Below are 13,462 nucleotides of genomic sequence, written 5' to 3' on the forward strand. Positions count from 1 at the left end.
ATGCCGCAGTCCAACGCCCCCGCCCACGCGAATCAAGCATCGTCCCAGAGCCAGGAACTCGCCAAGAGCTTCGAGCCCCAGGCCATCGAGGCGCGCTGGTACCCGGTATGGGAGCAACGCGGCTACTTCAAGGGTGGTGAGCACGTCGCACCGCAGGGCGAGGCACCTGCTCCCTTCTCGATCCAGCTGCCGCCGCCCAACGTGACCGGCACGCTACACATGGGCCACGCGTTCAACCAGACCATCATGGATGGCCTGACGCGCTACTACCGCATGCGCGGCGCGGATACCGCCTGGATCCCCGGCACGGACCACGCCGGCATCGCCACGCAGATCGTGGTCGAGCGCCGCCTGGACGCCGAGAAGATCTCGCGCCACGACCTGGGCCGCGAGGCCTTCGTCGAGAAGGTCTGGGAATGGAAGCACTACTCTGGCGGCACCATCACCGGCCAGATGCGCCGCCTGGGCGCCTCGCCGGATTGGGACCGCGAATACTTCACCATGGACGAGCGCATGTCGCGTGGCGTGGTCGAAGTCTTCGTGCGCCTCTTCGAACAAGGCCTGATCTACCGTGGCAAGCGCCTGGTCAACTGGGATCCCAAGCTCCTTACCGCCGTGAGCGACCTGGAGGTGGTGAGCGAGGAAGAAGACGGCCACCTGTGGCTGATCCGCTACCCCATGGCCGAGGGTGATGAATCCATCACCGTGGCCACCACCCGCCCCGAGACCATGCTGGGCGACGTTGCCGTCATGGTCCACCCCGAGGACGAGCGCTACGCGCACCTCGTGGGCAAGCAGGTTCGCCTGCCGCTTACGGACCGCCTGATCCCGGTCATCGCCGACGACTACGTGGACCGCGAGTTCGGCACGGGTGCGGTCAAGGTCACGCCCGCGCACGACTTCAACGACTATGCCGTCGGCCAGCGCCACGGCATCGCACCGATCTCCATCCTCACGCTGGACGCCCGCGTGAACGAGGCGGCCCCGGCCAAGTACCAGGGCCTCGACCGCTTCGACGCCCGCAAGGCCGTGGTGGCCGATCTGGAAGCCGCCGGCCTGCTCGTGGAGACGCGCAAGCACAAGCTGATGGTGCCGCGCGGAGACCGTACCAACGCGGTGATCGAGCCCATGCTCACGGATCAGTGGTTCATGGCCATGAGCAAGCCCGCCCCGGAAGGCACGCACAACCCGGGCAAGTCGATCACGCAGGTGGCGCTGGACGCCGTGGCCGATGGCCGCGTGAAGTTCCATCCCGAGAACTGGACCACCACCTACAACCAGTGGCTGGACAACATCCAGGACTGGTGCATCTCGCGCCAGCTCTGGTGGGGTCACCAGATCCCGGCCTGGTATGCCGAGGATGGACAGGTCTTCGTCGCGCGCACCGAAGCCGAGGCCCGCGAGAAGGCTGAGGCCGCCGGCGTGACCGGTGCCCTCACCCGCGACGCGGACGTGCTCGACACCTGGTTCTCGTCGGGCATCGTGCCCTTCACGACGCTGGGCTGGCCCGAACAGACGCCGGACATGTCGCGCTACCTGCCCACCAGCGTGCTGGTGACGGGCTTTGACATCATCTTCTTCTGGGTGGCCCGGATGATCATGATGACGACGCACTTCACCGGCCAGGTGCCGTTCCGCGACGTCTACATGCACGGCCTCATCCGCGACGCGGAAGGCCAGAAGATGAGCAAGTCCAAGGGCAACACCCTGGACCCGGTCGATCTCATCGACGGCATCGATCTGGACGCGCTCATCGCCAAGCGCACAACCGGCCTCATGAACCCGAAGCAGGCCGAGTCGATCACCAAGAAGACCAAGCGTGAGTTCCCGGACGGCATCCCGGCCTACGGCGCGGACGCGCTGCGCTTCACGATGGCAGCCTTCGCCACGCTGGGCCGCAACATCAACTTCGACCTGAAGCGCTGCGAGGGCTACCGCAACTTCTGCAACAAGCTCTGGAACGCCACGCGCTTCGTGCTGATGAACACCGAGGGCAAGCCGCTGGATGGCGAGGCCGAGCTGTCCTTCGCGGACCGCTGGATCATCAGCCAGCTGCAACGCACCGAGGCCGAGATCGCCAAGGGCTTTGCCGACTACCGCTTCGACAACATCGCCAACGCGCTCTACCGCTTCGTGTGGGACGAGTACTGCGACTGGTACGTCGAGCTCGCCAAGGTGCAGATCCAGCAAGGCACGCCCGCACAGCAGTGCGGCACGCGCCGCACGCTGATCCGCGTGCTCGAAGCCGTGCTGCGCCTGGCCCACCCGGTGATCCCCTTCATCACCGAAGAGCTCTGGCAGACGGTGTCGCTGGTGGCCGGTACGCGCAAGCCCGACAGCGAGACCTCCGTGAGCGTGCAGCCCTACCCGGTGGCCGACGAGAGCCGCATCGACCCCGCCGCCGAAGCCGACGTGGCCGTGCTCAAGGCCCAGATCGACGCCGTGCGCGCCTTGCGCGGCGAGATGAGCCTGGCGCCCTCGGTGCGCGTGCCGCTCAACGCCAGCGGCGACCAGGCGGTGTTGACGCGCAACGCGCCCTACCTGGCCGCGCTCGCCCGCCTGTCCGAAGTCAACGTCGTCGACGCCCTGCCCGATCTGGGCGCGCCCGTGCAGGTGGTGGGCGACGCCCGCCTGATGCTGCACGTGGAGATCGATGTCGAGGCCGAGAAGGCCCGCCTGGACAAGGAGATCGCCCGCCTCGAGGGCGAGATCGCCAAGGCCAACAACAAGCTCGGCAACCCGAGCTTCGTCGAGCGTGCGCCGGCCGCCGTGGTCGAACAGGAGAAGGCCCGCATCGCCCAGTTCGGCCAGACGCTCACCCAGGTCCGCGAGCAGCGCGCGCGCCTGTAAGCGTCCAGCGTCGGGTTGCCTCGCCAATGGCGCAGGCGGCCCGACGCCCGTGCCGGCAGCGTGAACCACGCGGCCTGGGACTGCCCCCTGTGTCTGTCGCGCGTCACGCCGCAGATCAGGGTTTTCCCTGAGAAACGATTTCCCTATAATCCGCCCATCGACTCTCGACCCGAGAGGCGTTCGCGCATGATCCGCCTGCCATCCTGGGCATGTCGTGTGCTTTGGACGGACCACCATGGCAAGCGCCCTACCCCCCGCAGCTCCCGTCACCCTGCTCATCACCCGCCGCGTTGCCGCGGGTCGATACGATGACTTCCTTGCCTGGATCCGCCGCGGCGAATCCCTGGCACAGACTTATGCCGGCCATCTGGGCTCGGGCGTGCTGTCGCCCCCGCCAGGCGGCGACGATTACCAGATCGTGTTTCGCTTCATCGACGACGCCAGCCTGACGGCCTGGGCCGGCTCGGCCGAGCGCCAGCAATGGCTCGCCGAAGGCGCAGACCTCGTCCACGAGGCGCGGGTGGCCCGTGCAAGCGGCCTGGAAGGCTGGTTCGGCACGAGCGCGCCGCCGCGCTGGAAGCAGGCCATCACGATCTGGCTGGTGTTCTTTCCCGTGTCGCTGCTCTTCACGACCTTCGTGGGAGGCTACCTCGAAGGCCTGCCCGTCGTCTTGCGCGTGCTGGCCAGTACGGCCCTGCTCACGCCGGTCATGGTGTTCGTCTTCATCCCGCTCGCCACACGCCTCTTGCGACGCTGGCTCGTGCCGGCGCCCCGCGTGCCGACGCGCGGCGTGCCGGGCTAGGATCCGGGACGCACCAACACCAAAAGCCCGGTCAGAGCCGGGCTTTCGATGACACGATACGACAAGCTCGCTGCGCGGCACGTGCCGCGTAGCGACGCGCCCGTCAGGCGCTATCAGCCGCGCGGGCGGCGCGGGGCGGCCTGCGGACGGCCCGGCAGGTGCCGGAACGTGATACGACCCTTGGTCAGGTCGTACGGAGACAACTCGAGCGAGACTTTGTCACCCGCGAGAATGCGGATGTGGTTCTTGCGCATCTTGCCGGACGAATACGCGGTGAGCGAGTGACCGTTCTCCAGCGTAATGCGGTAGCGCGAGTCGGGCAGGACTTCGTCAACCGTCCCGTTCATCTCAATGAGTTCTTCTCTGGCCAATACGTAACCTCTTAGGTGGGATCGAGAACAAGCGCTCGGTTGCCTGGCGCATGCACATGCTTATCTTGTAGCGACGTACATGCGCGACACGGCATCCACCCTCGATACGACGAGGGCCAACCAACGCTTGGGAGATAACCCTAAATTTTACGCCAAAGATGCGTCAAAGTCTCGCACAAAGTCCGAACGTGTGATAACGAACAACATCGCTTGTCAGACGACGAGCGGCGGCGGCGTCATCGGCGCGGGTACGGGATGCCGCAACGCGGCCTCCTGATCCAGGACGAGCCGCATCTTGTCGATGCGCCCGCCCCGCGCCTCCGCAGCGCTGCGGCGCAGATCGCCAATGGAGAACGGATCTGAGCGGTCGCTCCAGACCCAGCGCATGACGCACAGCGTGGACGGGCAGAGCTGGTTCGTCAGGGCATGCAGGGTCTCGCCCGGCACGGGCACCGCGCGCTCCTGCACCACCGCATCGGACCAGGCGGCCTTGAGCCAGAAGAACACGATCAGGCCAAGGATTGCCACCAGCCCCCACCAGAGGTAGGGATTGATGCGCGTGAGAAAGCTGACCGCGGCCGCGTCAGGCGTGCCGAGCGCACTGTAAGTGACGGTGCGGCCGTAACTCAGGATGAGGTTGGCCACCACGACATACACGGCCACCACGATCACCACCAGCGCCACCCGGCGCAAGAGGTAGGGCATGCCCAGCCGCGCGGCCGTGCGTCGCATGAGTCGGCAATCCGCGCGCACGCGCTCGGGTTGGGCTTCGGGCACTGCGGCGATCACATCCGTCACGGTCAAGCTCCTGAATTCAGCGCGCGGGCTAACGCAAGCATTGTGCCATCGCCCCCTGCACCTGCGCGCCTCCCGTGGCGCCCGGCCAACGCCGGTTTGCTATCGTTGCCTCTTTTCGCCTTACCGCCAGGAATCCCCATGCACCTTCTCCTTGCCATCACCGGCGACCCCAAGGCCCAGCGCTGGATCGAGGCCTTCCAGCGCCAGTTGCCCGACGCCCGCATCAGCGTCTGGTCGGATGACGCCGAGCCCGTGGACGCGGACTACGCCGTCGTCTGGCATCCGCCGGCCGCGCTCTTCACGCGCGAGACCCGCCTGCGCGCGGTGTTCAACATCGGCGCCGGGGTGGATGGCCTGCTGTCCGTGCCCACGCTGCCGGCGGACCTGCCCGTGATCCGTCTGGAAGATGCCGGCATGTCGGTGCAGATGGCCGAGTACGTGCTGCACGCGCTGTGGGAAGTCTCGCGCGATTTCGCGGCCTACCGCCGTCAGGAGCCCGAGGGCAACTGGAAGGTGCTGCCCGTGACGCGACGCGAGCAATGGACGGTGGGCGTGCTGGGCCTGGGCCAGGTCGGCCGGCGCGTGGCCGAGGCCACGGCCAGCTTCGGCTACCCGACGGCGGGATGGTCGCGCACGCCGCGCGAGATTGCCGGCATCGAGACCTTCGCAGGCTCAGACGCGCTGCCCGCGTTCCTCGCCCGCACGCGCGTGCTCGTGAACGTGCTGCCGCTGACCGACGACACGCGCGACATCCTCGCGGCGCCGCTCTTCGCGCAGCTGCCGCAGGGCGCCCACGTCATCAACGTCGGCCGTGGCCAGCACCTGGTGGAGGACGATCTCCTCGCCGCCCTGGAGAGCGGCCAGCTGGCCGGCGCAACGCTGGACGTGTTCCGCACGGAACCCCTGCCGGCCGAGCACGCGTTCTGGCGTCACCCGGCCATCACCGTGACCCCGCACACCGCCGCCCGCACGCTGCGCGCCGAATCGGTCGCGCAGATCGCCGGGAAGATCCGGCGTCTGGAGTCCGGCGAAGACGCTGGCGGCCAGGTCGAACGCGGCCGGGGGTACTGAGCCAGCCCCACCGGACTCAGACAGGCAGCGGCCAGCGGCCGAGTGCCTGTCTGATCCGATCAGGGCCCTTACTGCGCGTCCAGCTTGATGCCGCGCGACCGGATGATCTCGGCCCAGCGCGCATGGTCCTCTGCCATGTAAGTGACCACCTGCGACTCGGGCATGGGATCCTTGACCAGATAGCCCAGCTCACTCAGCGACTGCCGCAGCTTGGGATCCTGCAGTGCCGCATCCGTGGCGGCCTTCAGGCGCTGCGCCGCCGCGTCCGGCACGCCCTTGGGCACGGCAAGGGCGAACCACACGGCAGCCTGATAGCCCGGGTACGTTTCCGCCACCGTCGGTACGTCAGGCATGGCGGGCAGACGCTGCGGGGTCGTCACGGCCAGCGCCTTGAGCTTGCCCGCCTTCACCTGCGGCACGGCCGTGGGCAAGGCATCGAACATCACGTCCACCTGACCGCCCAGCAAGTCGTTCAGCGCCGGCGCGCTGCCCTTGTACGGCACGTGCGTCATCTCGATACCCGCCATTTGGCGGAACATTTCACCCGCCAAGTGCAGTGAACTTCCGGTTCCGGTGGAAGCGTAGTTCACGCGCCCGCCCCGCGCCTTGGCGAAGTCGGCGAACCCTGACGCGGAATCCGCTGCCAGCCCCGGGGGCACGACCATGATGAGCGGCACTTCGGTCAACAGCGACAGCACCCGGAAATCCCGCTCGGGCACGTAGTTCAGCTTCGGGTACAGCAACGGATTGAGCACGAGCGTGGCGCCCGCCGGCAGAAAGAGCGTGTAGCCGTCGGCGTCGGCTCTGGCCGCCATGTCCGCGCCCACGATGGTGTTGGCCCCGGGGCGGTTCTCCACGATCACGGGCTGGCCCAACTCGGCCGACATGCGCTCGGCCAGCGTGCGCCCGAGCACGTCGGTCGTGCCGCCAGGCGTGTAGGGCACGATCAAACGCAGCGGGCGCTCCGGAAACGCCGCCGCCGCCGCGCTGGTCGCGCCCACCGCGAGCATCACGCCCACCAGGAGCGCACCCCAGCCGCTTCGTCGATGCACCGCACGTGCTCGGGCGTTCCTGCGAGCACCATCGGCGGTCGCGACGCGCGCGCAACGTCCCGCACCCATTCGTGAAAAGGGGAACATGCTCAGTCTCCTCGCCTGCCTCGCAGGGCAGGTCGTTGCCCGCCGAATGGCGGAAATCAGCTCGCCGTGCGCAACGCCTTGTCCTGGGCATCCTTGCGGCGGATCGCCTCCCGCATCTCCTGCCACTGCGCATCGGTGAGATCCGCGAGTTCGGTGAAGGACGCCCCATTCTGCCGGTGGCCAGCGCCATCGATCGCGATGGTCTCGCCCGTGAGCCACTGCACGCCGTCGGCCATGAGGAAGACGGCCAGGTTCTGCAGTTCACTCATGCGACCGTTGCGGCCCATCGGATTGACCACGTCCTTGTCCGTCCAGGCGGCCTTCGGGCTCAGCCGGGCATTGGCACCTTCGGTCGGGAAGACGCCCGGCGCGATCGCGTTCAGGCGAATGCCATAGCGGCCCCACTCCACCGCCAGCGACTTGGTCATCACGTCCAGGCCCGCCTTGCTCATGGCCGACGGCACCACGAAGGGCGCGCCCGTGCGCACCCAGGTGACGAGGATGGAGACGATGCTGCCGGGCACACCTTCGGCGATCCAGCGCCGGCCCACGTGGTGGGTGACGTAATAGGTGCCATGCAGCACGGTATTCGCAATGGCATCGAACCCGCGCGGGACACGTCCTGTGTCTGGCTGATGAAGTTGCCGGCGGCGTTGTTCACGAGACCGTGCAACGGCCCCTCCGCCCAGATCGCCTCGACCATCGCAGCCACGGCCTCGGCCGAACGGATGTCCACCGCCTGCGTCTGCACACGCCCACCGTACTCGGCGGTCAGCGCGTGCGCCGTCTCGTCCAGCACGCTCTGCCGGCGGCCGCAAATGACGAGATCGGCGCCCAGCGACAGGTACTTCGCGGCAATCTCCCGGCCCAGGCCGGAACCACCGCCCGTGACGAGAATGCGCTTGCCCTTGAGCAGATCGGGCTGGAACATGATGTCGACTCCCCTGTCGCCGCGCGACGATACGCGCCCGTGACGGCCCGGCGTCAGCGGGTGTCACGAGCGATTCACGATGCGTCGATTCTAGGAAGGGGAGCCGGGCCCGGCATGGCGGTAAACCCTCGCCGCGGCTTCGCGATTGGCGAAGGGGGGGTTCGGGCGAGCGGCAAGGCCGCCCGCCCGGCGCGTCAAAGCTCGCCGTACGAGTGCAGGCCCGAGAGGAACATGTTCACGCCCAGGAACGCGAAGCCGGTGATGAGCAGGCCCACCAGTGCCCAGTAGGCGGCGAAGGTGCCGCGCAGGCCCTTCATGAGGCGCATGTGCAGCCAGGCGGCGTAGTTGAGCCAGACGATGAGCGCCCAGGTTTCCTTCGGGTCCCATTGCCAGTACGCGCCCCAGGCCTCGGCGGCCCACAGGGCGCCCAGGATGGTGGCCACCGTGAAGAAGGCGAAGCCCACGGCGATCGCCTTGTACATGATGTCGTCCAGCACCTCGAGCGAGGGCAGGCGCTCGGCGAGCGGTCGCCGCGCGAGCAGAATGCCGCCCACTAGGATGGCCCCGACGCCGAAATACACCATCCAGTAGGCCGACAGACCTTCCGTGCGGAACACCATGGGCTCGGCGGCGAGCAGCACGCCCAGCACAAAGAGCGGCACGAGCTTCTTCCACGAGCGCGTCTCGCCGTGCACCTTGACCAGGTAGGCGAAGCCGACCATCGCCGCCAACGAGAAGGTGCCGTAGCCGATGAAGTTGGCCGGCACGTGCAGCTTCATCCACCAGCTCTTCAATGCCGGCACGAGCGGCAGGATCTGGTAGGCATCGCGGGCGAGCGTGTACCAGATCAGAAAGCCCACGGCCGCCGTCACGATCAGCATGACGAAGGCACCCAGGCTGCGCGTCTCGTAGCGTTCCTCGTAGTACAGGTGAAAGAGCGCCGTCACGATCGCAAAGAGGATGATGACTTCGTAGAGATTGCTGACCGGGATGTAGCCGATGCCCGGGCCCAGCAGGTGGCTTTCGTACCAGCGCACCAGAAGGCCGGTACAGCCCGCGAAGACGGCGCCCCACGTGAGCGCCGTGCCCAGCCAGGCGGCCGTGGCGCTGCGGGCGATGAGCCCGATCCAGTAGCACACGGTGGCCAGGAGAAAGAGCGCCGACATCCACAGGATGGCCGACTGCGACGAGAACAGCATGCGCAGCAAGAAAGCTTCCTCGGCGCGAGCGAGATCGCCGCCATACAGCGAGATGGCGAGGCCCGCGCTCAGAGCCAGGGCCAGCATGAGGCGGCGTAGCGGACGCCACAGCCACCCCAGCCAGGCGAGCACGGGCACCGTGCCGATCAGGATCGCCCGGTCATAGCCGTCCATCACCCCCGCCGCGCGCTGGCCGGCGAAGTACGCGCCCACGGCCAGCAACAGCAGAAAGACCAGATCCGTCCAGTCCGGGCGCGCGCGCCCGAGGGTGCCACCTTCGTCCAGCCAGCGATCGTCGTCCAGGGATGCACGCGTCATGAGTCGTCCTGCTTGCGGAACAGCCGGCCGAATTGGCCGCGAAGCTGCTCGAATTCACGTTGGAAATCCAGTGTACGCCGCTGCGAGGTCATCGCCATCAGCGCCCGGGCCCCGCCTGCCTCGGGGCGCAGCCATACCCACAGCCGCCGCTCGCGCACGTAGAACATGGCGAACACACCCAGGATCAGCAGCAGGCAGCCGGTGTAGACCGCCACCTTGCCCGGCGAACGGTTCAGCTGGAACACACTCGCCTGCACGTGCTGGAAATCCGAGAGCAGGAAGGCCACGGGCGCCGGATAGAGCGACAAGTCCGACATGGCGGCCAGCGCCAGCCGCAGCCACTGGTCCTGCGCCCGGGCCTCTTCGTCGTTGGCCGGCGCGAGCGCGGCCAGACCGTTGGCCTCGCGGGCCACGGCGCGCAGTTCACCCATAGTGCCGCCCAGAAGGCGCACCACCACCTCGGCGGCGCGAGGCAGCTCTGCGGGCGGCACGTTGGCCTCCAGGAAGGCTGTCAACGCCTGCAGACCGCCTGCGGAGAACACGTCGAGCGCGCGGTTCGCGGAATCCTGCACGGCCTTGGCCGATTCCTGGGCCGCGGGCGTCGGCGCCGCATCGCCCAGGTTGCGCACGGCAAAACGGCGCGCCGCCTCGGCGCGCATGGCCGGATCGGCCAATGCCGCACGCATCTGCAGGAATTCGCCCAGCGTGCGCGAATCGTCGGCCGGCACGCGCAGGTAGCGGAACGGGTCGTTCGGGCTCGCGCGCGTGCCCAGCAGGAAGACGGTGGCGCCCTCGAGCTCCACGGGCAGCATGTAGTTGTGGAACTGCGAGACCTGGCCCGCGCTGTCCACGAGCTCGTACTCGATGCTCGGGCCCACGTTCTGGAATCGCTTGCTCTGGTCGCGTGCGGCGCTGCCGGTGACGGCGGCCATGTGCTCGCCGAACGCCTTGGGCTCGGCCGCGCCGACCTCGGCGATGTTCTCGACGTTGATGGGCCGCAAGGCGGTGAGGCGCAAGGCGCCCGCGCCGGCCTGGCCGCCGCCCACGTCCTTGAGCGGCAGCGTGTCGCCCACGCTGCCCTTGACTGCGAACGTCTCGCGGCTGGCACCGTCCAGGCCGTAGCCCGTCACCGTCACGCGGCTGCCGCCGTCGTCGAAACTCGACTGATAGACCGTGACGCCCTTGTAGCTGAGCGGCTCGTTCACGCGGATGACGTAGGGGAAGCTCTCGCCCGTCTCGGGATCGGTGATCGTGACGTCGCTGCGAAAGTCGCTCGGCATGCCCGTGGCGTAGTAATCCACCGTGAACTTGTCGAGCCGGATGGAGAATGGCAGAGGCTGCACCAACGCGCCATCACCCACCATCACCACCGAGTTGGCCGTGGTGACGCCCTCGGGGATCAGCGCGCTGGCGCGAAAGCCTGGGTTGTTCACGGACAGCCGCCCGAGCTCGGGACATCCGCGAGCCGCATGTTCTCGAAGACCGGATCCTTGCCGCCGAACCAGATCTGGGCGCGGATCGGCAGCTCGCTGTCGAACAGGCCGCCCACGCAGATGATGACGATGGCCACGTGCGCGAAGATGTAGCCCAGCCGGTTGCCGGTGCCCGCCTTGGCCGCCACCAGGACCGAATCCCCATTCTGCCGGGTTCGCACGCGAAAGCCGCGGCGCGTGAGCCAGCGCGCGATGCGCTCGCCGGCAGCCACGGTGGACATGTCGGCCTGGGCTTCCGTGCGATGCGGGAAGGAGCGCCAGCTGCCCTCGCGCACGTGGTCCCGGAAGGACATCGCGTCGCGCAGCATCGTCGGCGCGTTGCGCATCACGCACAAGCTCGTGGAGATGACCAGGAAGGCCATGATCACCAGGAACCACCAGGCGTTGTAGACGTTGTAGAGCTGCAGCTGGTTGAACAGATCGGCCCAGAAGGGCCCGAACTGGTCGACGTAGTTGTTCAGCGGCTGGTTCTGCTGCAGCACCGTGCCCGCCACGCTCGCGAAGCAGATGATGGTGAGCAGGCTGACGGCGAAGCGCATCGAGCCGATGAGCTCGACGAAATCGCGCCAGCGGCTGGGGGATGTGCGGGACGGGGAAACGGCTTGGCTCATGACATCCGCAGGGGCGGCGCATCGCGCGCACACCAGTGAAAGGGCTGCGCGGCGCCTGCTGGGCGGCGGCCGGCGAGACCGGGCCGCGTAGACTCCCCCTGGGCGGCGCTCACGCCGCGAGACAAAAGCCAATCACCGCGCGTGGCCGTCCGACGATCGAACGGCCGGAAAGTTCAACGCAACCCGGCTGCGTAGTCCGACACGGCACGGATCTCGGCATCCGTCATGCGGATGGCGATGTCGTGCATGGGCTGGTTGTTCATGCGCTGGCCGGAGCGAAAACCCTCGAGCTGCGCCTGGATGTAGCTGCTGAACTGCCCGCGCAGATACGGGTACTGCGCATCCATGCCGTTGCCGTTGGCGCCGTGGCACGCAGCACAGGCCGGCACGCCCTTGGCCGCGATGCCGCCGCGCCAGATCTCCTGGCCCTTCTCGACCAGATCCTCGTGACCGGCGGTGGCCGGCGTCTTCACCGTCTGCTGCGCGAGGTAGTAGGCCAGGTTGGCCACGTCCTGATCGTTCAGCGGTGCCGCCAGCGGGTTCATCACGACGCTTGTGCGCGCCGGTGCTGCCCCTTCGGGCCCGGGACGGAAGTCGTTCAGCTGGCGCCGCAGGTAGCCTTCGTGCTGCCCGGCCAGCTTGGGATTGGCCGCGATCGTGCTGTCGCCGGCCGCGCCGTGACAGCTCGCACAGGCGATGATCCCGCGCGACGCATCGCCCTGCTCGTACAGGTTCGCGCCGCGTGTGGCATCGGGCTTGGCCGGACCTTCGGCCGCAAGGGACGGCAACGTGACCGATGCACCCAGCATCAGACCGCCTGCCACAAGCATCCGGGACAGCACACGCTTCATGAAAACCTCGACAACCGACAACGAGTGGGATGATGCGCGCCGCCACCCGCACGGTGCACATCCGAGAGCCCGTCTGCCCGTGCTGTCTCCCGCACGATGCGACGGCATGAATTTGGTTCAAGGCGCTACAAAGTTTGCGATTTTACTCGAAATCCTGCCGCGAACGCCCCAGGTGACCCTCTGGCAAACCCTGAGACGCGGCCGTGCAAGCCGCGCCACGCGGGCCTCGCGCCTGGCTCAGCAGGCCGCTGGCGTCAGCATCGGCAGCACGTGCCGGCCGGCGGCCATCCGCGCCAGGTGCAACCCGGCCTCCGGCAACAGATAGGCAAAAAAGTGCGCCGACGTGTCCAGCTTGGCTTGCAGAAACGGATCGTCCGGCTGCTGCCGTTGCCCTCGCGCCGCCGCCTGCTGCGCGCGCAGCCAGGCATGGCCGAGCAGCAACGTGCCGGTGGCTCGCAGCAGATCATCCGCCACGCGCAGCGGATACTCCGCATCGTCTGCCGCCACGGCGAGCAGCGTCGCGACAGCCGCCCGCAGAGCGGCCACCTGATCGGCCAGCAGGTGGCTCTGCGGGCTGAGGTCGGCCGCACACAGCGCGTCGATCTCATCGAGCAGCCCCAACAGACGGGCCCCGCCATCGGGCAAGACTTTGCGCATGACGAAATCGATGGCCTGGATCTCGTTCGTGCCTTCGTAGATGAGGGGAATGCGCGCATCGCGCAGCGTCTGTTCGGCGCCGTACTCGTGCACATAGCCGTAGCCGCCCAACACCTGCAACGCGTCGCTCGCGACCCGCCAGCCGATCTCGGTGAGAAACGCCTTGAGGACCGGCGTGAGCAGCGACACGCGCGCCTCGGATGCCTCCCGCACGTGGGCGTCTGGGTGCCGCTCGGCCTCGTCCAGGAGTTGTGCCGTCCAGTAGGCCAGCACGCGCCCGCCCTCGACCAGCGCGCGCTGCGCCAGCAGCGTGCGACGCATGGCCGGGTGCGCCGCGATGGGATCGGCGGCGCCCGCACCGGGCGTGCGCT

Annotated in this window: 9 protein-coding genes and 2 pseudogenes; 3 read left to right on the forward strand and 8 right to left on the reverse strand. The window is 68.0% G+C overall.

The features are described from left to right. Positions 1 to 2,850 (forward strand): valine--tRNA ligase, encoded by a 2,850-nt coding sequence (locus IMZ29_RS09370; protein ID WP_216183073.1) that lies wholly within the window; start codon positions 1 to 3, stop codon positions 2,848 to 2,850. Between the two features lie 235 nt (positions 2,851 to 3,085). Further along, positions 3,086 to 3,652: an antibiotic biosynthesis monooxygenase gene (locus IMZ29_RS09375; RefSeq protein ID WP_216183075.1), complete on the forward strand. Its 567-nt coding sequence runs from the start codon at positions 3,086 to 3,088 to the stop codon at positions 3,650 to 3,652. Between the two features lie 113 nt (positions 3,653 to 3,765). On the opposite strand, the gene infA is transcribed toward IMZ29_RS09375, so the two are convergent. Next, complete coding sequence (gene infA, locus IMZ29_RS09380) at positions 3,766 to 4,023, reverse strand: translation initiation factor IF-1 (RefSeq protein WP_216183077.1); 258 nt, start codon at positions 4,021 to 4,023, stop codon at positions 3,766 to 3,768. A gap of 213 nt (positions 4,024 to 4,236) precedes the next feature. Continuing rightward, the gene (locus IMZ29_RS09385; RefSeq protein WP_216183079.1) at positions 4,237 to 4,821 is read right to left on the reverse strand and encodes a hypothetical protein; all 585 of its coding nucleotides are present in this window, start codon (positions 4,819 to 4,821) and stop codon (positions 4,237 to 4,239) included. A 138-nt stretch (positions 4,822 to 4,959) separates the two neighbouring features. Here IMZ29_RS09385 and IMZ29_RS09390 point away from each other — a divergent pair, with 138 nt between their 5' ends. Continuing rightward, positions 4,960 to 5,892: a 2-hydroxyacid dehydrogenase gene (locus IMZ29_RS09390; RefSeq protein WP_216183080.1), complete on the forward strand. Its 933-nt coding sequence runs from the start codon at positions 4,960 to 4,962 to the stop codon at positions 5,890 to 5,892. 68 nt (positions 5,893 to 5,960) lie between these two features. Here the strand turns inward: IMZ29_RS09390 and IMZ29_RS09395 are convergent, their stop codons facing one another. From IMZ29_RS09395 to IMZ29_RS09420, 6 genes and pseudogenes are all read right to left on the reverse strand, one after another. Further along, the gene (locus tag IMZ29_RS09395) at positions 5,961 to 6,944 is read right to left on the reverse strand and encodes a Bug family tripartite tricarboxylate transporter substrate binding protein (protein WP_216183082.1); all 984 of its coding nucleotides are present in this window, start codon (positions 6,942 to 6,944) and stop codon (positions 5,961 to 5,963) included. Between the two features lie 143 nt (positions 6,945 to 7,087). Beyond that, positions 7,088 to 7,962 (reverse strand): annotated as a pseudogene (locus tag IMZ29_RS09400) (SDR family oxidoreductase). 194 nt (positions 7,963 to 8,156) lie between these two features. Next, positions 8,157 to 9,479 carry a c-type cytochrome biogenesis protein CcsB gene (gene ccsB, locus IMZ29_RS09405; RefSeq protein ID WP_216183084.1) on the reverse strand — a complete coding sequence of 441 codons (1,323 nt, stop codon included), beginning with the start codon at positions 9,477 to 9,479 and terminating at the stop codon, positions 8,157 to 8,159. Then, positions 9,476 to 11,583, reverse strand: a pseudogene (locus tag IMZ29_RS09410) (cytochrome c biogenesis protein ResB). Before IMZ29_RS09410 ends, ccsB begins: the two are co-directional and overlap by 4 nt. A 173-nt stretch (positions 11,584 to 11,756) precedes the next feature. After that, positions 11,757 to 12,434: a c-type cytochrome gene (locus tag IMZ29_RS09415; protein WP_216183086.1), complete on the reverse strand. Its 678-nt coding sequence runs from the start codon at positions 12,432 to 12,434 to the stop codon at positions 11,757 to 11,759. A 237-nt stretch (positions 12,435 to 12,671) separates the two neighbouring features. Further along, on the reverse strand, positions 12,672 to 13,462 hold a 791-nt coding region (locus IMZ29_RS09420; RefSeq protein ID WP_216183088.1), incomplete at its 5' end, for an acyl-CoA dehydrogenase C-terminal domain-containing protein.

The organism is Verticiella alkaliphila (assembly GCF_018904615.1).
GTDB lineage: Bacteria > Pseudomonadota > Gammaproteobacteria > Burkholderiales > Burkholderiaceae_B > Verticiella > Verticiella alkaliphila.